This is a genomic window from Nocardia sp. CDC159 (assembly GCF_023740735.1).
Classification (GTDB): Bacteria; Actinomycetota; Actinomycetes; order Mycobacteriales; family Mycobacteriaceae; genus Nocardia; species Nocardia pulmonis.
On sequence record NZ_JAMRXH010000019.1, the window covers coordinates 46,131 to 70,217 of the forward strand.

At 66.7% G+C, this 24,087-nt stretch carries 28 protein-coding genes; 13 read left to right on the top strand and 15 right to left on the bottom strand.

The features are described from left to right. Window positions 1–48: 48 nt before the first annotated feature. Window positions 49–1,077, bottom strand: coding sequence for an FAD-dependent oxidoreductase (locus NDR87_RS31160; RefSeq protein ID WP_251941263.1), 1,029 nt, complete (start codon window positions 1,075–1,077; stop codon window positions 49–51). Window positions 1,078–1,504: 427 nt separating this feature from the next. Between NDR87_RS31160 and NDR87_RS31165 the strand changes: the two genes are divergently transcribed. The 5 genes from NDR87_RS31165 to NDR87_RS31185 all read left to right on the top strand — a co-directional run bounded on the left by NDR87_RS31165 (window position 1,505) and on the right by NDR87_RS31185 (window position 6,234). Next, entirely contained in the window at window positions 1,505–1,852 is a 348-nt protein-coding gene (locus tag NDR87_RS31165; RefSeq protein WP_251917447.1) for a hypothetical protein, read from the top strand. Window positions 1,853–2,012: 160 nt separating this feature from the next. Beyond that, window positions 2,013–3,089, top strand: a complete 1,077-nt coding sequence (locus NDR87_RS31170) for a PLP-dependent cysteine synthase family protein (RefSeq protein ID WP_251917513.1) — start codon at window positions 2,013–2,015, stop codon at window positions 3,087–3,089. Beyond that, window positions 3,083–4,360 carry an MFS transporter gene (locus NDR87_RS31175; protein WP_251917446.1) on the top strand — a complete coding sequence of 426 codons (1,278 nt, stop codon included), beginning with the start codon at window positions 3,083–3,085 and terminating at the stop codon, window positions 4,358–4,360. The genes NDR87_RS31170 and NDR87_RS31175 overlap by 7 nt, the downstream gene beginning before the upstream one ends. Beyond that, a complete protein-coding gene (locus NDR87_RS31180; protein WP_251917445.1) occupies window positions 4,357–5,481 on the top strand; it encodes a PLP-dependent cysteine synthase family protein in 1,125 nt (374 codons plus the stop codon). Before NDR87_RS31175 ends, NDR87_RS31180 begins: the two co-directional genes overlap by 4 nt. Window positions 5,482–5,694: 213 nt before the next feature. Next, window positions 5,695–6,234, top strand: a complete 540-nt coding sequence (locus NDR87_RS31185) for a hypothetical protein (protein ID WP_251917444.1) — start codon at window positions 5,695–5,697, stop codon at window positions 6,232–6,234. 39 nt (window positions 6,235–6,273) lie between these two features. Here the strand turns inward: NDR87_RS31185 and NDR87_RS31190 are convergent, their stop codons facing one another. Beyond that, entirely contained in the window at window positions 6,274–6,768 is a 495-nt protein-coding gene (locus NDR87_RS31190) for a hypothetical protein (protein ID WP_251917443.1), read from the bottom strand. A gap of 206 nt (window positions 6,769–6,974) precedes the next feature. Here NDR87_RS31190 and NDR87_RS31195 point away from each other — a divergent pair, with 206 nt between their 5' ends. Continuing rightward, a complete protein-coding gene (locus tag NDR87_RS31195) occupies window positions 6,975–7,811 on the top strand; it encodes a PhzF family phenazine biosynthesis protein (RefSeq protein WP_251917512.1) in 837 nt (278 codons plus the stop codon). A 19-nt stretch (window positions 7,812–7,830) separates the two neighbouring features. Here the strand turns inward: NDR87_RS31195 and NDR87_RS31200 are convergent, their stop codons facing one another. Together NDR87_RS31200 and NDR87_RS31205 are read right to left on the bottom strand one after the other, a co-directional pair. Then, the gene (locus NDR87_RS31200; RefSeq protein WP_251917442.1) at window positions 7,831–8,871 is read right to left on the bottom strand and encodes an S-adenosylmethionine:tRNA ribosyltransferase-isomerase; all 1,041 of its coding nucleotides are present in this window, start codon (window positions 8,869–8,871) and stop codon (window positions 7,831–7,833) included. 39 nt (window positions 8,872–8,910) lie between these two features. Beyond that, the gene (locus NDR87_RS31205) at window positions 8,911–9,600 is read right to left on the bottom strand and encodes an SDR family oxidoreductase (RefSeq protein WP_251917441.1); all 690 of its coding nucleotides are present in this window, start codon (window positions 9,598–9,600) and stop codon (window positions 8,911–8,913) included. 273 nt (window positions 9,601–9,873) lie between these two features. On the opposite strand from NDR87_RS31205, the gene NDR87_RS31210 reads away from it, so the two are divergent. Continuing rightward, the gene (locus NDR87_RS31210; protein ID WP_251917440.1) at window positions 9,874–10,515 is read left to right on the top strand and encodes a class I SAM-dependent methyltransferase; all 642 of its coding nucleotides are present in this window, start codon (window positions 9,874–9,876) and stop codon (window positions 10,513–10,515) included. Between the two features lie 50 nt (window positions 10,516–10,565). Here the strand turns inward: NDR87_RS31210 and NDR87_RS31215 are convergent, their stop codons facing one another. The 5 genes from NDR87_RS31215 to NDR87_RS37475 all read right to left on the bottom strand — a co-directional run bounded on the left by NDR87_RS31215 (window position 10,566) and on the right by NDR87_RS37475 (window position 14,042). Beyond that, on the bottom strand, window positions 10,566–11,000 hold the full coding sequence (locus NDR87_RS31215; protein WP_251917439.1) for a VOC family protein: 435 nt from the start codon (window positions 10,998–11,000) through the stop codon (window positions 10,566–10,568). A gap of 112 nt (window positions 11,001–11,112) precedes the next feature. Then, window positions 11,113–11,250 carry a DUF6461 domain-containing protein gene (locus tag NDR87_RS37950; protein WP_372494349.1) on the bottom strand — a complete coding sequence of 46 codons (138 nt, stop codon included), beginning with the start codon at window positions 11,248–11,250 and terminating at the stop codon, window positions 11,113–11,115. A gap of 161 nt (window positions 11,251–11,411) precedes the next feature. Continuing rightward, window positions 11,412–11,600, bottom strand: coding sequence for a tyrosine-type recombinase/integrase (locus tag NDR87_RS31220; RefSeq protein ID WP_251917438.1), 189 nt, complete (start codon window positions 11,598–11,600; stop codon window positions 11,412–11,414). 94 nt (window positions 11,601–11,694) lie between these two features. After that, complete coding sequence (locus NDR87_RS31225; protein ID WP_251917437.1) at window positions 11,695–12,375, bottom strand: hypothetical protein; 681 nt, start codon at window positions 12,373–12,375, stop codon at window positions 11,695–11,697. A 947-nt stretch (window positions 12,376–13,322) separates the two neighbouring features. After that, window positions 13,323–14,042, bottom strand: a complete 720-nt coding sequence (locus tag NDR87_RS37475) for a DUF4232 domain-containing protein (protein WP_286014261.1) — start codon at window positions 14,040–14,042, stop codon at window positions 13,323–13,325. Between the two features lie 301 nt (window positions 14,043–14,343). Here NDR87_RS37475 and NDR87_RS31240 point away from each other — a divergent pair, with 301 nt between their 5' ends. Beyond that, window positions 14,344–14,496 (top strand): hypothetical protein, encoded by a 153-nt coding sequence (locus NDR87_RS31240; RefSeq protein WP_251917436.1) that lies wholly within the window; start codon window positions 14,344–14,346, stop codon window positions 14,494–14,496. A 99-nt stretch (window positions 14,497–14,595) separates the two neighbouring features. On the opposite strand, the gene NDR87_RS31245 is transcribed toward NDR87_RS31240, so the two are convergent. Genes NDR87_RS31245 through NDR87_RS31265 form a run of 4 tightly spaced genes read right to left on the bottom strand, consistent with a single transcriptional unit; the run spans window position 14,596 to window position 17,706 of the window. After that, window positions 14,596–15,312 (bottom strand): ESX secretion-associated protein EspG, encoded by a 717-nt coding sequence (locus tag NDR87_RS31245; protein ID WP_251917435.1) that lies wholly within the window; start codon window positions 15,310–15,312, stop codon window positions 14,596–14,598. Continuing rightward, entirely contained in the window at window positions 15,309–16,703 is a 1,395-nt protein-coding gene (locus NDR87_RS37480; RefSeq protein ID WP_286014262.1) for a hypothetical protein, read from the bottom strand. The genes NDR87_RS31245 and NDR87_RS37480 overlap by 4 nt, the downstream gene beginning before the upstream one ends. A 2-nt stretch (window positions 16,704–16,705) precedes the next feature. Then, the gene (locus NDR87_RS31260) at window positions 16,706–17,341 is read right to left on the bottom strand and encodes a DUF3558 domain-containing protein (RefSeq protein WP_251917432.1); all 636 of its coding nucleotides are present in this window, start codon (window positions 17,339–17,341) and stop codon (window positions 16,706–16,708) included. Continuing rightward, on the bottom strand, window positions 17,338–17,706 hold the full coding sequence (locus tag NDR87_RS31265; protein ID WP_251917431.1) for a hypothetical protein: 369 nt from the start codon (window positions 17,704–17,706) through the stop codon (window positions 17,338–17,340). The genes NDR87_RS31260 and NDR87_RS31265 overlap by 4 nt, the downstream gene beginning before the upstream one ends. 231 nt (window positions 17,707–17,937) lie before the next feature. Here NDR87_RS31265 and NDR87_RS31270 point away from each other — a divergent pair, with 231 nt between their 5' ends. Genes NDR87_RS31270 through NDR87_RS31280 form a run of 3 tightly spaced genes read left to right on the top strand, consistent with a single transcriptional unit; the run spans window position 17,938 to window position 19,954 of the window. Continuing rightward, window positions 17,938–18,822, top strand: coding sequence for a helix-turn-helix transcriptional regulator (locus NDR87_RS31270; protein WP_251917430.1), 885 nt, complete (start codon window positions 17,938–17,940; stop codon window positions 18,820–18,822). Next, on the top strand, window positions 18,819–19,022 hold the full coding sequence (locus NDR87_RS31275) for a DUF397 domain-containing protein (RefSeq protein ID WP_251917429.1): 204 nt from the start codon (window positions 18,819–18,821) through the stop codon (window positions 19,020–19,022). The genes NDR87_RS31270 and NDR87_RS31275 overlap by 4 nt, the downstream gene beginning before the upstream one ends. 47 nt (window positions 19,023–19,069) lie before the next feature. Continuing rightward, complete coding sequence (locus NDR87_RS31280; protein ID WP_251917428.1) at window positions 19,070–19,954, top strand: helix-turn-helix transcriptional regulator; 885 nt, start codon at window positions 19,070–19,072, stop codon at window positions 19,952–19,954. A gap of 72 nt (window positions 19,955–20,026) precedes the next feature. Here NDR87_RS31280 and NDR87_RS31285 read toward each other — a convergent pair whose 3' ends face one another. Further along, the gene (locus tag NDR87_RS31285; protein ID WP_251917427.1) at window positions 20,027–20,227 is read right to left on the bottom strand and encodes a hypothetical protein; all 201 of its coding nucleotides are present in this window, start codon (window positions 20,225–20,227) and stop codon (window positions 20,027–20,029) included. A 108-nt stretch (window positions 20,228–20,335) separates the two neighbouring features. Then, window positions 20,336–21,640: a D-alanyl-D-alanine carboxypeptidase family protein gene (locus NDR87_RS31290; protein ID WP_251917426.1), complete on the bottom strand. Its 1,305-nt coding sequence runs from the start codon at window positions 21,638–21,640 to the stop codon at window positions 20,336–20,338. A gap of 280 nt (window positions 21,641–21,920) precedes the next feature. Between NDR87_RS31290 and NDR87_RS31295 the strand changes: the two genes are divergently transcribed. After that, window positions 21,921–23,441: an MFS transporter gene (locus NDR87_RS31295; protein WP_251917425.1), complete on the top strand. Its 1,521-nt coding sequence runs from the start codon at window positions 21,921–21,923 to the stop codon at window positions 23,439–23,441. Continuing rightward, the gene (locus tag NDR87_RS31300; protein ID WP_251917424.1) at window positions 23,431–24,051 is read left to right on the top strand and encodes a TetR family transcriptional regulator; all 621 of its coding nucleotides are present in this window, start codon (window positions 23,431–23,433) and stop codon (window positions 24,049–24,051) included. The genes NDR87_RS31295 and NDR87_RS31300 overlap by 11 nt, the downstream gene beginning before the upstream one ends. The last annotated feature ends 36 nt before the right edge of the window (window positions 24,052–24,087 follow it).

A 24,087-nucleotide genomic window follows, 5' to 3' on the forward strand; every position in this document is an offset into this window, starting at 1 on the left:
TCTCCGCACACGCGCAATTCCTCCGGGGGGCTGCTAGTGAGATCTATCTCAGTCGTCGGCGTCGCGCTGACTCACCGTTCGAGCCGGTTCGACCGCGAGTAATTCGGTGACCTCGCGCGCGCAGCCCCAGGACAGGGTCACGCCGAGGCCGCCGTGGCCGTAGTTGTGCACGAGGGTGCGGCCGTCGGTGTGGTCGAGTTCGACCCGTACGGTCGGCCGTTCGGGGCGCAGGCCGACCAGGTGGGCCAGGACGGCCGCGTCGGCCAAGCGGGGCTCGATGCGCGCGCAGCGGGCGATGATCGCCGCGGCGGTCGCCGGATTGGGGGTGCGATCCCACGCGCCGGGGTCGGCGGTGCCGCCCAGCACGACGTGATCGCCATGGGTGAAGTACGCCGCCCACGTCGATTCGGCGTGCTGTTCGACGAAGAAGCCGTCCAGCCCGGGATTGGCCACGACCACATGCTGTCCTCGGACCGGGCGCAGTTCGGCGTCCGGTACGAGGAAGTGCGCGGCCGATCCGGTGCAGTTCACGACCACCGGGGCGACACCGGCGGTGTCGGCCAGGCTCGTGACCCGGTGGTATTCGATACGCCCGCCCGCGGTGGCGAATCGTCGGACGAGATAGGACAGATAACGCGGCATGTCGACCAGCGGCGCGGTCAACCACTGACCGGCCCGGAAGCCGGGCGGCAACTCCGCCGGATCGCAGCGCCGTGTCGGACTGATATGGGTCTCCCGGGCCAGCTCAGCGGCCCGCGTCGCCTCCATCCCGGTCACCACCCGCACCCCGGTATCCGGATCCTGGGCCTGCGCGAGCAATTCGTCCCGGGTCCGCGCGGCCCAGCCGCCCACCTTCTCGACCGGCCCGAGGGCCCCGCTCCCGCGCCCCCAAATCGCCCCTGCCACAGCGGAAGTCGTGGCCGCCGGATCGCTGTCGGTCCACATCAGCACGCTACGATCGGATTCGGCGAGCGTGATGGCCGTGGTGAGCCCGATCACTCCCGAACCGAGCACCAGTACATCCGGAACCGACGCCCCACCCGTCACCGCGACACCCTCCTTGTCATCTGTTCTCACCGTACCCGGGGCCAATGTCGTCTCGGGTGCGTCGACCGCGATCGGCCGGATTGCTGTTGATGAGCCGACTCTAGGCCGCGAGAATACGGCGCGGGCCGCGCGGCCCTCCTTCGTTCGCTTATCCCCGGCCGATCGTTCGTTGACTTTCGCGTCCGGTTCTGGGGGTGCGAGCGATAATTCTTGGTGGAAGGATTTTGATCACGTATAGTGAGGGCGCAGGCGGAATCTCTCGAAAGCGGTTCACTGTCAACAAGATTCGATGAATCTCCGCGTGGCTCCGCATTGCGCCTCGTGTCGTGCGAGCCGCGGGTCGGACCGCCCACGAAAGTATCCGGCACCCCATCGTCGGTCATGCGGTGTACTGCGAGCCCGGATGTGCACTGGAGGCATCGTGAGACTCATCGGTCGATCGCGACCCGGTAGCTCGATGCTGGCCATGCTGGCGGTGATACTGCTCGTCGTGCCGATGCTCGGCTGTGCGATGACCGAGGGCGTCACCCATACCCATGCCGAGGTCGGCCGGGCCGCTGTCGCGGTGTTCGACGGCACTGTCGATCAACTCCAAGGCCCGGACGAGTGCGGCCATCTCGGCCATGAGGTGCACTGTTCGCTGAGCCCCGCGCCGCCGAGCGCGGGCTGGCAGTCGCTCGCCCTGCAGCTGCTTCTCGTCTTCGGGCTGACAATCATTGGCGTCGTTGGTATTTCGGTGTCCGAGCCCGATCGATGCGCGAGTGGCCGGACCATCCTGACCCGTCTGTGTGTCGCTCGGCGCTGACCGGTCAGCGCCAGGCCGATGCCGTCTGCGCGTCGGTCGGTGCCCGCTGCCCGCTCACGCCGCCGCCCGCGGGGCGGCCTCGACCGAGAAAGCGACAGTCATGGACAAGATCGTGCTGGCCAGGCACGACGATCTGGCGACCGCCCTGGTGCGCGCGCCGATGGCGGCGCGACGTCCCCGAGATCTGGTGGGCAATACGCCCGTGCTGTGGATCGGGGCGCCGCTGGCGCCGACCGGCCGCGGCTTCTGGGCCAAACTCGAGGGATGCAATCCGGGCGGTATGAAGGATCGCCCCGCCCTGCACATGGTCCGCTGCGCACAGCAGCGCGGTGAACTCGCCCCCGGTGCCCGGGTCATCGAATCAAGCAGTGGCACATTGGGTTTGGGTCTGGCACTGGCGGGAATGGTGTATCGGCATCCCGTCACGGTGGTGACCGATCCGGGGCTGGAGCCGTTCGTCGCGCGGATGCTGGCGGCCTACGGGGCGCGGGTCGAGCTGGTGCGTGAGCCGCATCCGACCGGCGGCTGGCAGCAGTCGCGGCGCGACCGGGTGGCCGAACTGCTCGCCGGCGAACCGGACGCCTGGTGCCCGGATCAGTACCACAACCCGGACAATGTGGACGGCTACGCACCCCTGGCGCTCGAACTGGTCCAGCAGTTGGGCCGCATCGATGTGCTGGTCTGCTCGGTCGGCACCGGCGGCCACTCGGCGGGGGCGGCGCGCGTCCTGCGCCGGTTCAATCCCGAGCTGCGGCTGATCGGCGTCGACACCGTGGCGTCGACGATCTTCGGCCAGCCCGCGGGGCCGCGGCTGATGCGCGGACTGGGCTCGAGCATCTTCCCGCGCAATGTCGACTACGGCGCGTTCGACGAAATCCATTGGGTCGCACCGTCGGAGGCGGTGTGGGCCTGCCGCACGCTGGCCGCGACGCATCACGCCACGGGCGGTTGGAGCGTGGGCGCCGTGGCGCTCGTGGCGGGGTGGGTGGCGCGCACCACCGATCTCGGCACCCGGATCGCCGCGGTATTTCCCGACGGACCCGGTCGCTACTTCGACACCATCTACAACGACGCCTTCTGCGAGCGGAACGGCCTGCTCGACGCCGACCCCCCGATCGAACCGGACACCATCGCGCATCCGGCCGAACGGGTGGTGTGTGACTGGACGCGCTGCACCCGCATCGTGGATCCCTGCCGCCGCGCCGACCGAGATGGCCGGGAGCGCGCGTCGTGCTGACCGCCTTCCGTACCGCGCGTGCGCTTCCGCCGACGGTTCAGCTGCTGCTGGTCAATCAGTTCGGCGTGTATATCGGCTTCTATCTGCTGATTCCGTTCCTCGCCACCCATCTGCGCGACGATCTGCACCTGGCGACCGGGGTGGTCGGCGCGATCATCGGCATCCGCAGCCTGAGTCAGCAGGGCCTGACGCTGCTGGGCGGCTCGGCGGCCGACCGCATCGGATATCGGCCGTTGATCATCGCCGGATGTCTGCTGCGCGCGGTGGGTTTCGCCGCCTTCGCGGTGGTCGAGAGCGTCGTCGGACTGATCCTCGCCGCGGTGATCACCGGGGTGGCGGGTGCGGTCTTCAGTCCGGCGACGCGCGCCTATCTCGCGCACGAGTCCGGACCGCAACGGCTGCAGGCCTTTTCGCTGCTGAATGTGGCGGGGGAGTCCGGCACGCTGATCGGTCCGCTGCTCGGCAGCCTGTTGCTCGCGGTCGACTTCCGGCTGGTGGCGATCGCGGCGGCGGCGGTGTTCACCGTGTTGACCATCGCGCAGGTGCTGAAGCTGCCGCCGCGGCCGGTGACCCCCTCGGGGCAGTCGGTGCTCGCGGACTGGCGAGAAGTCCTGGGGCACCGCCGATTTCTGCTCTACGTGTGCGCGACCTCGGGAATCTTCGTGCTGTACAACCAGCTCTATCTGACGCTGCCCCTGGAGGCCGCCCGCGCCTCGGGTTTCGCGGGGGCCGCGGCGGTGCTGTTCACGGTGTCCACCCTCGTGACCCTCGGCCTGCAGGTCCGCATCACCGAATGGTGCAGGCGGCGGTGGGCCTCCCCGGTCTCCATCGCCATCGGCCTGGCGCTGTGCGGAATCGCGTTCGCGCCCACCGCGATCGGCAGCGCCGTCGAGCCGAGGGCCGGCGCGGGTCTGTGGGCGGCGCTGCCGTGGTTGCTGCCGACGATGCTGGCCACGGTCGTGCTGACTCTCGGCGTGGCGGTGGCGCAGCCGTTCGCGCTGGATCTGGCGACCGAGTTCGCCCGGCCCGCGCTGACCGGCACCTATCTGGGGATATTCGCGACCGCCTCCGGCGTGGCGGCGGTGATGTGCAACACCGTCGTCGGCTACACCGTCGACCTCGGCGCCCGGATGAGCGTGCCCTGGCTGCCCTGGTTGCTGCTGTCGGGCTACGGAATCGCCGCCGCCGCCCTGATCGCCGCCATGCGCGCTCGCTCCCTCTTCCCGCCCACCGAATCGGAAAATACTCGACAGCAGAGGACACAGCGATGAAGTACGACAACATCATCGACGTCATCGGAGGCACGCCGCTCGTCCGGCTCAACAGGCTCACCCGGGATTCCGACGCGGCCGTATGGGTCAAACTCGAATGCCTCAATCCCAGCGGGAGCGTCAAGGTGCGCCCGGCCCTCGCCATGGTGCGTGAGGCCCTGCGCCGCGGGCAGTTGACCCCGACCGGCACGATCGTCGAGGCGACCTCCGGCAATCTGGGCATCGCCCTGGCCATGATCGGCGCCGCGCTCGGAATCGACACCAAGATCATGGTCGACCCGCGCACCCCACCCTTCAGCGTGCGCAGCATCGCCGCGTACGGGGCGCGCCCCACGCTCGTCGAGGCCAGCGATGAGCACGGTAAATATCAGATCCCCCGAATACGCGCCGCCGAGGCGATCGTGCGCGAGACGCCCGGCGCGTATATGCCCAACCAGTGGAACAATCCGGACAATCCCGCCGCGCACAGCGTCACCACCGCGCAGGAAATCCTCACCGATCTCGACGGCGAGGTGCATGCCGTGGTGTGCACCACCAGCAGTTGCGGCCAGATCACCGGCATTGGCCGGGCGCTGCGGCAGACCGGAAGCCGCTGCCTCACCGTGGCGGTGGACGGCCGGGGCTCCACCGCCATCGGCGGGCCGATGGGACAGCACCTGCTGATCGGCCTGGGCTCCGGATTCACCCCCGGCAACTTCGACCGCGACGTGATCGATCACGCGTACTGGTGCGGGGATGCCGAGGCGTTCAGCACCTGTCGGTTGCTGGCCGCCGCGGAGGGTTTGCTGCTGGGCGGGTCCTCCGGAGCGGCCGTGTTCATCGCGCTGCGCGTCGCGCAACTGCTGGGCCCCGGGCACAACGTGGTGGCCGTGGCGCCCGATGGCGGTGACCGGTATCTGGAGACCATCTACGACGATGGATGGATCTCCGCGCACGAGGTGGCGCTCGCGACGACGATCGACGAATTGCGCAGTCGCTTGGCCGATTACGAGCCGTACCCCGGTGATCGGCTCGAGCCGTGGCGGCACTATCCGGTGGGTGGCACCGGCGTGGCGGGGCCGGTGGACTCCGACGGCCACACGCCCACGGGGGCCGCTGACGCTCGGAAAGCCCTGCGGTAGTTGTCGGGTCGCAGTCACAACGGGCGCGGGCCGTTCCTGCTCGCGCTCCGAACCATCGGACGGATGTGCTCCGAGCGATCTTGTGACCTGCGTTCAAGCTCCACCTTCACATCGTGAAGCGCGTCTTGTCGGATGAGCAGGGGACGGCCCCGACAGCGTACGGTAACCGTCGTGGACGGCGGTCGTCCGGCGCGGATCAGGAGGAAACCTTTCATGCGAAGGCTCGGCGCGGCAGGGAAATTCGCGGTGCTGCGGGTGGCGATGGCTGGTCTCGTGTCGATCACCGCCCTGTTCGGCGTCGATGCCGTGGCCACCGCCGAGCCGCCCGCGGTCGCCCCGATATCGGTGGTGCTCAGCGTGATTCCGGACGGCTGGGCGGGCCGGACCGACCTGGTGCCGATGCTGCAGGTGCAGGCCGATGGACAGGCGGTGAAGAGCCCCGACGCCATCAGCGAGGACCGCAAGCAGGGCGCCGCGCCGCAGCAGCTGAACGGCCGCATCGCGCCGGAGGTGCTCGCCGCGGCCCTCGCCGAGGCCAAGGCGTTGGCGAATGTCGACATGGGGACGCCGGAGGGCGGCTACCGCGGCAGCGCCCTGCTGGACTTCCTGGGCGCGACCCCGGATCAGGATGTCCACCTGGTCAATTACTCACCGGCCGTCACCGACGGCCTGTCCGAGGAGCAGATTACGGCTCGGCACCGCTTCGCCGACCTGTGCCGCAAACTGCTGGACGCGTTCGTCCAGAACCGCTGAGAGCTGGAGATCCCCGGCAGGCCCGAATTCGCCGCGCGCTCAGCCGAGGGTGAACGTCGCTCGGCCCGCGATGTGCTCCAGATCCACATTTCGCGGATAGACCTCGGAGTAGGTGGCGATCCACGCCTCCACCTTCCCCGCGCCCGGCCCCATACCCATGCCGATGATCACATTGTCCGGCGTGCCGACAGCCGTGGTGCCCTCGATCCGCTGTGCCTGTCCGATACTCCGTCCGGTGTCGAGGTTCCGCCAGTGCACGGTGAGGTGATAGCCCCCGCAGGACTCCCCGGTCTGCGTGATCTTCACCCGAACACCGAACTCACCGGATCGCGGCTGCGGCACGGTCTCGGCATTGATGATCGCGGCACAGTTGGGACCCGGTACCCGCGTGAGGGTCGGAGTGAATTGGACAACCGGATCGGTGGGGTTGGCACCGGCAGACCCGGCGAACCCGGTCAACGCGGCCGCGATCGTCGTGGTGACGACCGCCGTTCGGAACGAGAACTGTTGTAAGGAACGGTTTTTCAGACTCATGTCCCTTTTTCGCACTGTGACCCGACGGCGTTATCGATCCCCGAGCCCTCAATCCCATGGGCTCTACGTCGATCATCGCTTCCGCACCAGTAACTCCAGAGAGTTCGAACGTGCCCCACTGTGGACGGCTCGGTGTTCCCGATCCGATGCGGCCGGGCGTAGGGGAGATCCTTTGCTAACCTTCTGGTTTCGTGGGGATCGAGATGATGCTCGTCCACGCCTGCCAGCGCGCGGGACGGGGTGGCAGTCCGACCGTGGTGGCCGATGAGACGCCGCTGAGCGACTCCGAGCGGTGCTCACTACCGGGTGCGACGGGCGCATCGCACGGCGTGTTTCTCCAGTCCGACCGCCGGACTGTTTCCTTGCGTTTCTTCACTGCCGCCGGAGAGCTGCCTGCCTGCGGGCACGGTACCGTCGCCGCGTTGGCGGCGCTGGCCCACCGCGCACGGGTACCGGAATATGACGCCGTGCTGTGCTCCGGGGGCCGCACCTTTCGCGGCCGAGCCACCGGCGATGGCAACCGATACGAGGCCACCTTCGATCCGGGACCCGTCGAACTGGGCACGCCCACGGCGACAGCGAGCGACCCGGTGCTGACCGCCGTGGGCATCGACCCCGTCGAGGCGTCCGCACCGCGCATCGCCTCGCTGGGGCGGCCACGGATGCTGGTGCAAGTCCCCGACCATGCCGCCTTGACGAGCCTCAGACCGGATATGGCCCGGCTACGCGACGCGTGTGACCGGCTGGGACTGCTGGGCTGCTACGTCTACAGCACGCCGACGCCGGACGGGCACGCCACCGCACGCATGTTCGCACCCTCGATCGGGGTACCCGAAGACGTCGCCAACGCCAACAGCACCGCCTGTCTGGCAGCACATCTCGCCGACCACGGCTTCACCACACTGCGAATCGATATGGGCGATTCGCTCGGTCGACCATCGACCATCACCGCCACCACCCGCCCCGGACCGCGAGGCCCACTGCTGCGAGTCGGCGGCACGGCAACAATCCTGGGGCCCATCGACGCCCGATCACACACCTGAGGGCCGAAATTTTCCACGGTCAGGACAGGGCTCGGCCGGCGGCGAACAGTAGTGCGGTGTCGCCGAATTCATGCCAGAGATAGCCGGTGTCGAGGGCGGCGCGGTAGGCGGCGCGGACCGACTCGGCGCCTGCGACCGCTTCCAAAAGGTGCAGATGCGAAGCCCCCGGCTCGTGCCAGCCCGTGATCAACGCATCGACCGTCCGAACCGGGCGGGTGCCGTCGAGGACCAGATCGGTCCAGCCGGCCCGGGGACGGACACGACCGGATGGCTCGGCGGCGGACTCGAGTGCGCGAGTGACCGTGGTGCCGACGGCGACGACGCGGCCACCACGGGCGTGGGTCGCGTTCACCAACCCCGCGGTGACCTCCGGAACCGCGTAGCGTTCGGGACTCGGTGGCTCGCCGGTCTCGGGTGAGGACACACCGGTGTGCAGGGTGATCGGTGCGACGGTGATACCGGTGGCCACCAGGTCGGTCACCAAGGAGTGCGTGAACGGCCTTCCAGCACTGGGCATTTCCGCGCTTCCGGGTTCGCGACCGAAAACGGTTCGGTAGTACTCCGGCGACCATCGCTGAGTCACATAGGCATAGGCGATCGGGCGGCCGTGTCGGGTCAGTAGTGGTGCGATATCGGTGTCGGCAGCGGCGATCCACAGCCGTCGCGCGGGCGGCAGCCAGGGGTTGCGCAGCGTGACCTGCGCACCCGGTAGCTCGATGCGCGCACCGGATGCCACGACGGCATCGGTGAACGGCATGCGATTCGGCGAGCGCAGCTCCACCACCCAGGTGCCGTCATCGAGCCAGGTCGCGAAGTGCAGCACTACCGGATGACCGCGATAACGTCCGTCCACGGCCGCGGCCAGGGTGGCCGAGTTGTTGATGACCAGAAGGTCACCCGGCCGCAGAAACCGCGGCAGTTCCCGGAATGTGGCGTGCGTGATGGTCTCTTCCACGGAGACGAGCATTCGCACCTCGTCGCGCATCAACCCACGCGCTTCCGGCGGTGCCGTCGCCGCGCGATCTGCGGGGACGGCGAAATCGTGCAGTGCGAGAGTCATTGCGCCCTATCTCTTTCGGTGCATCGAGGGAGTGAAGTCTCATGGCGCGACGGGCAGCTCCGCGGCCAGGTACCGCCCGCTCGGCGGGCGCGCATCGATCAGGTGGAGGAGAGCGGGAACGACGGTTTCCGGTTCGGGGCGATCGGAGATGTCCTCGTCCGGAAAGGCCGCCTGATGCATGGCGGTGCGCATATCTCCGGGATCGAAGGCGTAGATGCGCAGCTGCGGGTTCTCCGCGGCGAAGATCGCGGTGAGATGATCCAATGCCGCCTTCGACGAGCCGTAACCGCCCCAGCCCTCGTACGGGCTCACCGCGGCATCGGAGCTGATATCGATGGCGATGCCGTCGGACGCCCGAAGTTTCGGTAAGGCCATCTGCAGAACAGCCAGTGGCGCAATGACATTGGTGGCGAGAACGCCGGCGTACACGTCGAGCGGATAGTCGGACAACCGCGGCATGGGACTCGGGCCCAACGCGCTGGCATTGTTCATCACCAGGTCCAGCCGGTTCAGTCGAGCGACGACAGCGGCCAGCCTGGCGCGGTGTGCCGGATCGGCCACATCGCCGCTGAGCGTCGTCGCACCAGTAGCCTCTCGAACCTGGACGAGGGGGTCAGGGCGCCGGGCGGTGAGGATCAGATCCCAGCCCCGGTCGGCCAGTGCGATCGCGACCGCGCGACCGAAGCCGGCGGATCCGCCTGTGATGAGGGCAGTTTTCGTAGCAGGCATGCCACCATCGTCGAACCTGAAGATAACTTCAGGTCAAGGGCCCGGGCGACGGGCCGACGAATTCCGCGTCCCAACGCACTCTCCTGCCGTTGGCCGCGCGTTTGTCGAGTGGGGCCCGGACTTCGACCCGCTCGACGCATGCCGCGGGCTGGCCACCGACAGTCCGCCTCGATGAGTGCGCCGATTGCTGGCTCGGTTCCCAACCCCTGTAATGGTGATACACACCTTGCCTCGTTCTATCCTTGTCGGCCCCGGCGGGTTACCGTGAAGCGCATGTGTAGTCCGTTCTTCGGTAGGTGGTACTCGGCGTTGATGTCCGTGGCCGAGCCGGTCTTCCTCCGGCCCACGAGGAACAAGCTGCTGGCCGACGCGCGCGGCCGGGTATTGATCATCGGGTTGGGTCCCGGCCATGACCTGCCGTACTTACCGGAGGCCGTCACGTCGGTCGCGGCGGTCGAGCCCAACCCGACGATGCGGTCGGTGGCCTCCGCGCGAGCACGGCGACACGGCATCGCGGTCGATATTCACGATGCCTTCGCCGAGGATCTGCCCTTCGCCGACAACAGCTTCGACACGGTGGTGCTGCCCCTGGTGCTGTGCAGCGTGCGAGATATGACCGCCGCCCTCGCGGAGGTCCGGCGCATCCTGCGGCCGGACGGCCAGGTATTGGTGATGGAACACGTGCACGCCGGTGACGACGGCCTGCTGAACCGAGCGATCGGCGCGGCGCAGGACGCGATGGAACGGCCGTGGATGGCGCTGGCCGACGGCTGTCACCCCAACCGGCGCACACGAGAAGCGTTGCGCGAGGCGGAATTCGACGTGAGCGGGTTGCGTCGGGTGGTGCCCCGCGGGCTGGTCCCGGGCCCGATGAGCATCCTGCTCGTCGGTCGCGCTGTTCCCGCCGTGGCATAGCGGCGGAGTCCACCACCGGTTGCGAGGGTTTCCAGTCGTCGTTCACGCAGCTACTTGATGTTCGACAAATGTCGGTGGGCCGTGATGTTGAACATCCAGCTGATCCCGAACTTGTCCACGAGCGAGCCCGCCTCGTCGCCCCATACCTGCCTTTCGAGTGGCAGCGTCACGGTGCCGCCGACCGAAAGGTGCTCGAAGTAGCCGCGGAGTTCGTCGTCGCCACCGATGAAGATCGCAACGTTGTTACCCGGCCGATAAGGCGGGTGGCCAGGCCGGTCGTTCGGAAAATCCCACCCCATCAGCGTGTACCCCGCCGGTGTGTCGAGCCGGGCGTGCATGACGTTGTCGGCGCCGGGCGATTCCGGTGAGCCGTAATCCGCGATCGTTTCGACCTCCAACTCGCCGCCGAAGACCTCCCGATAGAACTCCATCGCTTGCCGCGCGTTGCCGTTGAACACGATGCATGGGCTGACTCCAGAACTCACTCGACGCTCCTTCGTGCTGGGACCGTTCGGGCCGTCCGACGGTCGCCAAGCCAGCGTTTCAAATAAACACGACACCTTCTGTCGTGATTATTTGTAGAACCCGGGTACCGCCTTAGCTGTTGGTGGCCAGGATCTCGTGCATAGCGGCCCCGCGCACGACAGTCAAGCAGAATGCCTTGAACAGCTTGTCGCCCGCGATCCACTCGTAGTCTTCAGCAACTGCCGTCGACCGTCCGTGATTCAATGCCACGGCATCAACCTATCTGCCATAGGCCCGCGACTGCTCCTGTCCCACCTCATTTTTCGATCATTCCGCTGCGCGGACGAGCAGGAGACCCAACGGCCATGCGTCGCTCGAGCTTCAGCACCCTGTGGGGCGCGCGCTTTTCGGCACGTGCGTGCGTCGAGTTGTCATGTGCCCGAAGCCATGTAGGCAGCGAAGATGCAGTTCGGATGCCGGTCGAGGTTGGTGCGGGCGCGGTCGTAGCGCATGGTGGTGCGGGGGTCGGCGTGGCGTGCGGCGATCTGGACGTCGCGCAGATCGACTCCGGCGTCGAGCATGGTGGTGACGAAGGTGTGGCGCAGCATGTGCGGGTGCATAGGTGACAGGCTCGAAGCTGGACGATCAGCCGGGCCGCTCGACAGCATGGAGTCCGAACTGGTCGAGGCAAATCAGAGAACCGCCCGCTCGAGGTTACGTGGCGAGTGCTCGCAGTGTTTCCAGGTCGCCGTGGAGTTTGTCGACCAGCTCCCGAATCGCGGCCGCCAACCCGGCTGCCTGATCGCTCATATGTTGTAGTTGCCCGGCCGCGAGCTCGTTCGCCACGGAGCTGGTCATCAGCTCGGCCAACTCGTCGTCCATGTCCAAGGCCTGCCGGGCGAGCCCGGCGTTGCGGAGTTCGGCATCGAGTTGTGCGAGATGGGAGGCGAACTCCGCCAATGCCGCGACTCGCCGACACAACGTCGCCCATACCACGTCGAGCTGGCGACGGGCGGCATCCTGTGCTGAGCGGGCCAGTTCGGCGGTGGTCGAGGTCCCGGTCGGTTCGGACCGCAGCTTGACCGACATGGTCTGGAGCCGGGCCGCGTGAGATGCGATCTGGATGACTTCTTCGCGTACATCGAACCGCGCCCGATGCGGTTGCAGATACCGGCTCGACCACGCCGGACTCGCGCCGATCGCCGTCCCCAGATGCGCTGCCACCGAGACGAGTTCGGGGATGGTCCCGGGAGCCTTGCCTGCCAGCAGCAACTCTCTCGCCGCCGCCCGGCTCACGATCGGCACCCGATGGGTGGCGGCGTGGATCAGCTCGATTTCGGAGTCGCCGAGACGCAATGGATCCCAGGAGCGTATGCGGCGTGCGAGCGCGAGCATCGCGACTACCGGAGGGACCGATAGCGCCAGAGCGGCCGCCATCACCGGCCCCGGACCCAGCTGCTGGACGCTTCCCGCCACGCTCGTACCGAAGAAGATTCCGCCTCCGACAAGCGGCGATGCCCACCACAAGGCCGTTGCCAGTATCGTCCGAGCCGGGCCGGCGGGAACATCGTCCGCCGATTGCAGCGCCCCGAATTCCTCGCCGGGCCCCGGCACCGGATCGGGGTATCCGGCCTGGGTGCGAGCAGTGAGCTTTGCCCGCAGTGGCGACGGCAGTGACCGAAAGTCGATGTACGACAGGCAGTGGTCGTCGATATGAAGATCCGTCACATCAATCACTAGGCCACAGGTCGCCGTCTACGGGCATCAAGGTGCACGAAGGTTCCTCCGGAGCGAGATCGGATGCATGATCCCCCAGCAACAACCGATCTGTCCATTTCTGTACAAGACTGACCCCATCCTGATGAGCGCTCGGTGAACACGCATCGGCGCGATGCATCAGTCAGGACCAAGCTTCCCTCCACCAATCGTCCAGCGCTGAAGCTGATCCGGAACTCGGCTACAGTGCCACTGGTCGTCGCAGTCAAGTCCCGGAAGATGAAGAAGTGCCGTCGGATTCACCTTGCCCCCCAGATGAGTTGCCGAAGATCGGGACCATTGACCGATTGGAGGGTATAAGGCGGACGATCTGGCTCAGTGCCGTGCTCGTCGCGGCCGCGATCATTGCTCACGGCGTGTTGACATGGCAGCCCTGGGCGAAACCCATCGAAGAGCGGGTGGGAAACCGCATGTCCCCCTGTGTGATCTATAAGAACTCGGTGACCTGCAACCAGTAGCGGCGCTGGGCAGTGACCACCGCCCACGTCGCTCGTTGCCGCCCGCGCCTGCTCCATGACGGGCGCGTTGCCGCATTTGCCGTGGCCGGGTGAGTCGCTACGCCTCGCCTACATTGGCGTGATCGCCCGGACGATGAGCATGCGCTGTGGGCTGGGGCAGATCAGGCCGTCCCAGGGTAGCCACAAGGACTCGGTGTTGTCGGGCGGGTAGACGCGCAGTGTGTTGGTGCGCAGGGCGGCGCACTCGTTGACCTGCTTGGGGTAGGTGATGAACTCGAATTGTGCTGCTCCGCCCGGTGCGAGGGTGACCGGGGCAGGTTTGGGCGCCTGCGGGCCCTGGTCCCGAACGGCGGGCTCGCCCACCGGCTCACCGATGGGGTCGTTGGTTTGCGAGACGCCCGGGAATCCTTGCAGGACACAGGTTCGTGAGCTGGAGTTGACGAACTTCAGGAACCAGGTCCCGCCCACCGGGCCGCCCCTTCCGGGATCCAGGGTGAGTTGGGCGGTCACGCATTTGGGGGGTGTGGTGTCGGCGGGAGGGTTCGGGCGTGCGGCGGGGGTTGCTGGCGCGGGCGCTGCGGGGGGTGCGGGCGCGGGTGGGGCGGGGGTGCCGGGCGCGGGTGCAACGCTGGGTTTGGGAGCGCTGCCGCCGGGTTCGCTCGCGTGCCCTGGTTGGGTGGGCTGTCCGGTGGGTGCCGGTGGCTGCGGGGCTTGGGTCGCCGGGGTGGCTGTGGGCGTCGGCGCGGGTGTGGAGGTCGAGCCGCAACCGCTGACGGTGATCGCGATGCCCGCCGCTAAGCCGGCGACGATCAGTGACTTGATCCGCATGAGGTCCCCCTCGAGTTCGGTACTGCAACCGTTCGTGTACAAGCTGCACATCGAGCCGTGTGAGCCCTTGTTACGTCATGTGTCGGTGAGGATCTGGGTAATCGGCTGCAAGGCCAATGCGGTTCGCCGTGGCTGCGCCCAAAACTCCCTGCTCCCGGCATCTTCGGGCAAAGCGTTGACAGCAGGCGGCGGGGCCCGCGCCCTAGGAAGTGGGGGCGGTGAGAAGCGGCCAAGCCGAGATGGCGGGCGGAACGTGAAGTCTGCTCGCGGTCGAATTGCCGTCGACACTTGATGATCGATCATGTCGCCGCTGTTCCGATCCACCTCCGCCGTCAACGTGCTCGCCAATCATCTGCTCGAGCATCGCCTGCTTGCTCCCGCTCGGATCGTGATCACCGTTGGTGGAGATTTCAAGCGCAACATGGGCTTTGCCGGGGGTAATCAGCTTCGCTAGCTTGAAAATCGTCGACAGAGAAATGTGCAGCGACGCTTGATGATTCCGTATGCCGTGGTCGGTTCGGTGACGAAGGTGGTTGCCGGTTGGTGTGGCGGCTCAGTCGGTGGGGACGGGTTGGGACAGGCGGGTGATCTCCCGGTGGAGGCGGTCCGGGGAGCAGGGTTCGATGTGTAGGTCGTTGTGCTGCTGGTAGTAGAGGTAGCGACCGTCGTTTTCGATGTCGATCCAGCTCAGGTAGCGCGGGGGGTGGGGGCGGGAGGTGTGCAGGGCCTGGCGGGCCTCGAGGTGGCCGATGGCGGTGCGGGGGAGTTGCAGGAGGCGGCGCATGCGGTCGGTGACCGTTTCCCTTGTGCCGGTCCAGGATTCGAGGTCCAGTTGGATGCGGTCGAAACTTTCGACCATGGCCGGGTAGCGGCCCGCGGGGGTGCTGCCGAGCACGGCGAGGAAGACCTTGGGGACGATGGCGGGGGAGCCGACCTCGATGACGACGTTGCCGCCGACCTCGTCCCGCGGCCCGGGGCGCTGGACCAGCGTCACGCCGACGGTGGTGTCGATCGCCGCGTAGACCCGGACCGGCCGCTTGCGACTGCCCGTAATGGACAGGGCCACATCGGGATTCGCCGCCACCCGCAAAACGGCCGACAGATCCGGATCGCCGCCCCTGGGCAGCCGATCATCCAACTCCCGGGCGAGCCGCTCGGCCTCGCTCTGCCAGGCCGTCGACGAGTACAGGCTCAGTGGGAACGGATACCGATCCCTATCGGTCTCCTTCCAGACATGCATGAACTCGTCGGGAGTGAACTCCCATTTCACTGCCGTCGTTCCTCACCATTCTCCGGCTGCGTCTGGGCCGCGGGAATATCCGCACCGATGGCCTGCGGAACCGTGCGCTCGCGCAGACCGAACAGCTCTTCCTCACGGTCCATGATCAGATAGTCGGGCGTCTTACGCTCCGACTCGTCGTCCTCACCCTTCCGCGCCCCCGCCCCGGGCATGCCCATCCCCGGCATCCCCGAGAGCCCAGCCCCGGCCCGTCCCGCGGCCGCCGCCGCGGCGGCGGGATTCCCGCCGCCCGGCACTCCGGCACCCGGCATCCCCGACGCGCCCCGCCCCGGACCACCGCCCGACCCGAAACCGCCGCCGCCCCCACCGAAACCACCACGGCCCCCGGCAGACCCACCGGATCGCGATCCCGGCCCACCACCGACACCCGCCGCGGTGGTAGCGGTATCCGCCCCCACCGGTCGAGTGCTGGCATTCGATCCGCCACCGCTGGAATTCGAAGCCCCTTGGCCGCCAGCGGAATCCGAGCCCTGCGCCGAACTCGGCGAGACACTGGCGGGGTCGGTCTGCTGCTGGCCTTCGGTGTTCGAGGGGTCGTTCGGATTACCGGACTGGCCGCCGGTACCGTCGCCCGCGCCGAGTCCGCCTGTGCCGCTGTTGGTTCCGCCTGTGCCGCCGTTGGTTCCGGGCCAGTTGGTGGTGCCGGGGGCGTTGTCACCGGGAGAGTCGACTGGGACGAAGGTCGGGACGTTCTCTCCCGCAGGGCGGTAGGTGGGGTTATACAACGTTTCCATGGCGAGGATGGCGGCCCGGCGTGCACTGTCTGCGGATCTGCCGCCGCTGTATACCTGGGCGGGTGCCTCGGCTCCTAGCAGGACAAGCGCCGCTGACATACCTGGCTGAGGATCCTCTTTCACGGGCGGCGGCACGCTGGCCCTTACTGCCTCGGCACCGTACCCTGCGGCGTGAATTCGAGCCCCGACGGTCTGCATGACCTCCTGCACATTGGTGCCCTGCTGGACGAACTTGCGCGCAGCATCACTCGCGGCGTTGGCGAACTGGCCTTGAAATCCGTCCGAGAGTGCCTTCTGAATGGACAGATTCAAGCCGAACAGCGCGCCACCGAGGGCGGCCGACATCTCGAGCCACTTCTTGGCCTGGGAGTGCATCGCCGTCGGACTCATGGTGTTCTGGACCGTGTCGTAGATCTTCTGGTGGGTCATGTCGACGCCGTCCCACTTCTCGAGATCCTTGATGTAGGTGGGATCTGTGCTCGAGTGTTGAAGACCGCGCTGAACTGCTTCCGCGCCCTGCTGACTCTTGGCGGCCTTCTGATGGTCGATCGCTGCGCCGGGGCCTACTGGCAAAGTCAGTGCGAGCGCTGCTAGCGGATCGGTAGCGGGATTGTCCTCATTGGCCACGGTCAGTTGTCCTTCCCTATGGACGGCTCGATGGCTGTAGCGGTTTCGAGGAGACCGTCACAAGGTTTCGCAAGTTCGCCGCGACCGCTGAGGGTCAGGGTCACCCCGACGTCTACGAACCCAGCCTTCGTTCGTAGATGAATATCGCAACCGATCGGAAGGCCAGGGTCCCGAACCCACATCGCCTCCCGGCCATTGATGGTGATCGGTTCGCTCCATGAGCTGTTCTTCTTAAGGTCCTCTTCCCAGCTCACGTTTCCCGAAAGGACGGAAAGGGTGCGTTGCTTGGAGGAAAAGTTGCAGATCAAGAACGTATCTTCGGCGATCTGATCGCCGCCGCGTGTGCGGCTCTGCGGGTCGTAGCCAGCCTTGGCGATTGCGTCCTCCGGTATCCACGTACAGGGATCGAAGACCACTTGTGGCCTTCTGGACGTGATAAACCGACTGGGTTGCGTCGGGGGTTGAAGACTGGGTGCCGTCAGGGTGGGGCGGGACTGCGCTGCGGAGGTTGAGGGGGTGCTCGGCTCGGACGATCCCGTGGTTGGGCCAGGGTCGTTGCCTTGGTTCGACGAGCACGCAGCTGTGAAGGCGGCGGTCAGTAGAAGCGGCAGACACCACCTGTACCTCGAACGCTTCATCCCTTCAGCCCCGCTGACGCCACATTGATCGCCCGGGTATTCATCGCTTCCGCCTCCTCGAACAAGTCGCCTGCTCGTAGGTACGCAGCCGCCATCCGTAGCGCGGCTTCCTGCATGCCGGTGAGGGCTGCGGTTAGTTCGCGGCCCTTTTTGCTGAACCCATTCTGTAGCTCTATCGACGACTCGAACTCACCGAATCCGGTCAGCCTCTGAAGAGTTGCGGAGCTCAGGACATGTGGATCCAGCGACTCCGCGAACCGCTTGAAGATATCCGCGCACTTCTGCGCCGCCCCCTGCTCCATCTTGAAGGTGCCGTCCACGGCCTGCTGGTACAGCGCGTTCGCAGTCGATTGGCCCACGTCCATCGAGCCGTCCCTCCCTTCGTGCGCTCAGATCCACTTACCTTACTGGACGCTGTGGGACCCAGGGTGGTTCCCCTTCGGGTTCAGATTGCTGTGGAAAGTGCTCGGAGGGTGAGAACTTTCCTGGGGTTATATGGGGATTGAATGAATCTGCTCGATGGCGGGGACGGGTGGGATGGCGTCGTGGTCTGCTGTCGGCGGTCAGGACGAGCTACCCGGGAGGAAGGCGGGGGTATGAAGGAGGATGATGAGCCGACCTTGGCTCGGCGGCAGCTGGGGAAGTATTTGCGGGATGGGCGGAACGCGTTGGGGCTGACGCTCGAGCAGGCGGGGGCAGCGTTCCAGCGGAGTGCGAGCACTCTACAGCGGATCGAGAAGGGGGTGGTGGTGAATCTGCGGGATGTGGACATCGAGGCGTTGTGTCGGATCTACGAGTTCGATGAGGAGAAGACGGCGGCGATGCTTGCTCTGGCGGTTCAGGGCAATGAGCTGAGCTGGTGGCGGGAGTACAGCGATCTCTTCCCTCGAAGCTTCGAGTTCTTCGTCGGGCTCGAGGCGACGGCGGATCGGGTCACCACGTATGAGTCCGAACTTGTGCCCGGCCTGCTACAGACGCCTGCCTACGCTAGCGCTTTGATCCACGCCGTCTTTCCCGACGACACAGCCGAAGAGCATGCGCGCCGTTTGGAGTTGCGGAGGCGGCGGCAGGTCAGGATCAAACGGAAGTACTCTCCGCTCAAGATCGATGCGATCTTGCGGGAGTCTGTGCTCAGAGGCGTGGTTGGTGGCCCTCGGGTGATGGCGGGTGCTCTCAGGCACTTGGCAGACCTAGGGACGCTTCCGCACGTGAACGTGCAAATTCTCCCCTTCAGTGCAGGTTCTCCGTTGGGGCTGCCCATCAGTCCGTTCGTCGTCCTCGATTTCGGAAAGGATCGGAAGGGTCGATCGCTCGAACCACCTCTCGTCTATGTGGAGCACCTCACGGGTGAGTTGTATCTGACGAGGTCGACAGCCGTGGAGCGATACCATGACGTCTACGAGAGCCTTCGGCGCAGCGCACTGGATCCGGCGGCCAGCCGAGCTCTACTCCGGCAGATGGCAAGGGAGTACGGGTCTTGACGACTGATTTTTCGGGTGCAAGATGGTTCAAGAGCTCCCATAGCGGCGGCGACCGCAACTGTGTGGAGGTCGCGTTCCTCCCCGACGACTCTGTCGCCGTACGTGATTCGAAAAACCAACCCGGCCCAGCTCTGATCTTCACCTCAGCAGACTGGGCGAGTTTCACAGCCGCCGCATCCCGCGGCGAACTGGACTACTGACAACTGACACCGGCAACCGCGAGGTTGTCCATAAAGGGGGTGCGGGCGTGGGGAATTCGGTGCTGGCTCGGAGGCGGTTGGGGAAGTCGCTGCGGGATGGGCGGGTCGGGTTGGGGTTGACGTTGCAGCAGGCCGGGAGATCCATTCGGCGCAGTGCGAGTGTGGTGCAGCGGCTGGAGAGGGGGTTGGCGGCGCAGGTGGGGGATGGCGAGATCGAGGGGTTGTGCCGGGTGTACGAGTTCGACGCCGAGCAGACGGCGGAGGTGCTGGCGCTCGCCGCGGAGAGCGAAGAGATCAACTGGTGGTCGGAGTATCGGGAACTGATGTCGCGGGAGGTCGCGACCTATGTGGGGCTCGAGGACGCCGCGTGCCGAATGACCAGCTACGAGGGCCAGCTCGTGCCGGGGCTGCTGCAGACGCCGGCGTATGCGCTGACGCTGGTGCAGACCGGTCATCAGAGCGAAAGCCCGGAGACCCACGCGCGCCGGGTGGCGTTGCGGATGCGGCGGCAGGCGTGCCTCACGCGCGAGGACGACCCGCTGATCCTCGACGTGATCATCCACGAGTCGATCACCAGAACCTGGGTCGGCGGGACGCGGGTGATGTCCGAGCAGTTGGAGCGATTGGCCGAGATGAGCACTCGTCCCAACATCACCCTGCGGATCCTGCCGTTCGTCGCGGGTTATCCCCTGGGCCGGGAGGACGGTCCGTTCGTACTCCTGGAATTCGGCGCGGACAACCGGGGACGTGTGATCGAAGCGCCGCTGATCTATATCGAGAACTTCGTGCGCGAGCTGTATCTGTATGAGCCGGAAGCGATTCGCTATCACCGCGAATCGTTCGAGACGCTGCGGCGACATTCGCTGGATCCCGACGCCAGCCGGGCGTTGCTGCGACAGGCGGCGAAGGACTGCGCGAACAAAGGTCCCTGACAGGCGAAAGCCCTTGGGAAGTAAGGCCTGTACTTCCCAAGGGGCTTTTCGATCAATCAGCCATAACGCTGATCAGCGGTTGGCGTGGCTGTGCTCGCCGCCCTTCACCTTCGCTTCGGTGGGCTGGGCCGCGGCACCCTTCTTGCCGGCCTCCGAAGGATCGGCGCTGTTCTTGTCGCCGAAGCTGCCGGTGCTGGCCTGACCGCCCTTGCGGGCCTGCTCCTCGGTGTCCGAACGGTTGCCGAACTGACCCGGATTGTTCTTGTCCGCCATTGCTTAGCTCCTTTCTTCGGTTCCTACTGAAGCCGTACAAGCGGCTCGTTCAGCGGATGCCCTGGCAATCGCGAGTCAAACAAACGGATTTGCGAAAAGTGACCCACGCTACCGTCGCGAACGTCCGGTGAGCGACCACGCGGCGATCACCAGCGCGATGACCAGCACAAGTGCGGCGACTGTCGCGAGCGTGCCCCAGTTGTCGTGATCGCTCGTCGGCATGGCGGTCGCGTTCGGAGTGTCGGGTCCCGGCGGAGAGGCAAGTGGCACACCGGTATTCGCCGACGTGCCGGTTTCGCTCGGCAGCGTGCCGACGCTCGCGTCGCGGGGCAGAGCGAAGCCGTAGTCGAGCAGCCGGGCCGCCTGTTCGGCGGGACGGATCGGCAGCACATCGGCCTTCAGCAACGTCACGACCAACCGGTGTCCGTGGCGCTGGGCGGCGGTCACGAACGTTTGCCGGGCGTCGTCTGTGTAGCCGGTCTTGCCGCCCAGATCGCCCTCGTAGTTGTAGAGCAGATGGTTGTCGTTGGCGATCGCGAAACCGGGATGGTCCTTGTCGCCGGGGATTTCGGGATTGGCGGGGTAACCGGGGAAGTCGGCCTGTTCGGTGCGGATGATCTCGGCGAAGGTGGGGATGGTCATCGCCTCGCGGAACAGCACGGCCAGATCGTAGGCCGAGGTGCTCATGCCCGGGCCGTCCAGCCCGGAGGGGGTGGCGGCGCGAGTGTCCAAGGCATGCAGGCGTTTCGCGAGTTCGTTCATCTTGGCCACGGTGGCGCGATCGCCGCCGAGCTGGCTCGCGATGGCATGCGCGGCGTCGTTGCCCGAGCACATCAGCAGCCCCTGCATCAGCTGCTTGTTGGTGTAGCGGCCGCCGGGGCCGATGCCGACGCGGGTGCCGTCGGCATTGGCATCGTCCTCGGTGCCGACCACGACCTTGTTCAGATCGATGCTGCGCAGCGCGACCGCCGCCAGCAGCACCTTGATGGTGGAGGCGGGACGGTAGCGGCCGTGCGGATCCTTCGCCGCGAGCACGCGCCCGGTGTCGAGGTCGGCGATCGCCCACGCCGTGGCCGAGATGTCGTCGGGCACCGGCGGCGCCTTGTCCGGCAGCACCAGACCGCAGTTGCCGAGCCTGGCCCCGCCGATCGGAGACGAGGGCACCGGCAGCGGAGGCGGGGCGGCCTCACCCGGCTCGGGTACCTCGGAGCTGTCGATGGCCGGGGGTGTGGCCGTCTTGTTCGGACAGGAGTCGGTGTCCGGGGTGATGAACGGCGTCGTCGTCGGCGCGGTCGGTTGCGCGACGGCGGTCGGCGACAGGGTCAGCGCCGACGTGCCGATAAGTCCGGCGGCCAGCGCGGCGGCCGCGAACGATCTGGTGCGGCGATCACGCCGGGTCATGCGGGTGCTCATCGCTTTGGAGCTTAGGGGGAAATGGGCGAGTCGCGCAGATTGCCACGCATGACATGACATGTGTTGACAGTCGCTACAAACTGGAAGCTACTATCAAAACCTAGTTGCTATCATATGGTGGTTACTGCCACAGGCTCTCATTCGCTGGTAAACCCGCGACTCAGAGTCGTAACCAGGGGAAATGTCCGCGAATCGGAGCGGCATGCACCGGTTGGGTGGCGTACTCGGACGGGATCTCGGGCGGTGTGTAGCCGTCTCGGGTGGCAGGAGAGGAAAGACAATGGCTGCGAACAGGGCGGGGAAGGGGCGATGGCTGGCGTTGGGTGCGCTGGCCGTCACCATGCTCACGATCGGCTTGGACATCACCGTGCTGGTGGTGGCGTTGCCGACCATGGCGGTGGATCTGGACGCGAATACTGCTGCGCTGCAATGGTTTACGACCTCTTATACGCTGGCGCTGGCGGGGTTGATGTTGCCCGCGGGGGCGTTGGGGGATCGCTACGGGCGTAAGCGTTTTCTGGTCGGGGCGATGGTGCTGTTCGGTCTGGCCTCGGTGTTCTGCGCCTTCGCGAGCACGTCCGGTCAGCTCATCGCGGCGCGCACGCTGCTCGGTATCGGGGCGGCGATGATGATGCCGCTGTCGATGGCGGTGCTGCCCGCGATGTTTCCCGACCGCGATGACCGCCAACGGGCGTTGACGATCTGGGTCACCTCGACGGCGATCGGACTGCCCCTGGGGCCGATCGTCGGCGGATGGTTGTTGCGGCACTTCTGGTGGGGCTCGGTATTCCTGATCAACGTTCCGCTCGTGATCATCGGACTGCTGGCCGTGGCCGCGCTGGTGCCGGAGTCGCGCAGTGACAACGCTTTTCGGATCGACCTGCCCGGTGTCGTACTCTCCGCCGGAGGCATGCTCGGATTCACCTACGGTTTCATCCGCTTCGGCGAACAGGGCTGGGGCGAGGCGATCGCGTGGGCCGCTGTTGTGGCGGGTCTCGTACTGCTGGCGGGTTTCGCCTGGTGGCAGCGGCGGGTGGCGCATCCGCTGATCGAACCGGGGATGCTCGAGATCGCCGGTTTCCGTTGGGGTACGGCGTATTCGGTGTTCATCTCCTTCGCGATGTTCGGCATGTTCTTCACCGTGCCGCAGTACTTCCAGGCGGTGCTGGAGGTGGATTCGCTCGGCAGCGGGCTGCGATTGCTGCCCCTGATCGCCGGGCTGATCGTCGGTACCCGCGTGGTGGACAAGCTGCTGCCCAGGGCAGGTTTGCGCACCGTGCTGACGGTCGGATTTCTGATCCTGGCGGGCGGCCTCGTGCTGGGCGCGCTGACCCGGACGTCCAGCGGTTACGGCTACACCGCCGTCTGGATCACCGTGCTCGGCGTCGGGATGGGTTTGGTGATGCCCGCGGCGATGGGCATGGCCATGGGCGAGCTGAGCGCCGAGCGATCCGGCTCCGGATCGGCTCTGCTGCAGGCGCTTCGGCAGGCGGGCGGCACCATCGGCGTGGCGGTGCTGGGTACGGTGCTGTCCACTCGGTACCGCTCGGAGCTGGGCGCCTACGACCGGGAGCCGGTTTCTGATGGGGTGAACGCCGGGGTCGAGGTCGCGCACCGACTCGGCGATGCGGTGATGCTGAGTCAGGTCCGGTCGGCGTTCGTCGGCGGCATGGGGGCGATGCTGTGGGTGTGCGCGGCAATCTGTCTGGTGGCCGCCGTCCTGGCGGTGATCTTCACCCGCGGTCGGGTGCCCGGCAGCGTGCCCGCGGCCGATGCGGGAGAATCGGTCCATGCCGGGTGAGACGAGGGTGACCGCGGGGTTGCGCGAGCGGAAGAAGGAGCGCACGCGCCGAACGATTCGCACCGAGGCGATGCGGCTGTTCAAGCGGCAGGGTTACGCCGAGACCACCATCGAGCAGATCGCCGAGGCGGCCGACATCTCGCCGAGCACCTTCTTTCGCTACTTCCCCTCCAAGCAGGACGTGGTGCTGGCCGACGACCTCGACCCGATCATGGTGGAGGCCATTCGTTCGCAGCCGCCCGAGATGCCGCCCCTGACCGTATTCCGGAACGCCTTCCAGAACACCATTGCCGCGCTCGACGACGAGGAGGTGCGGTTCGAGCAGGAACGGATGACGTTGATCTGGAACGAGCCGGAACTGCGCGGCGTCATCGCCCGGGAAACCGAGCGCAACGTGCAGATGGTCGCCGGACTCGTGGCCGAGCGTGTGGGTCGTGCGCCCGACGATTTGGAGGTCCGGGCGTTTTCCGGGGCGTTGATCGGTGCGGCCATGACGGCCTGGGGTCCGGACGGGCTCGACTTCGACAAGGTCGACAGGATCGTCGATTTCCTCGCGGCGGGCATGCCGCTGCCATCCGCCCCGAAGACCGACGAATCATCACCACGCTGAGGATTTCGGCCGCACCCCTGCCCGCGCTTCGCACCC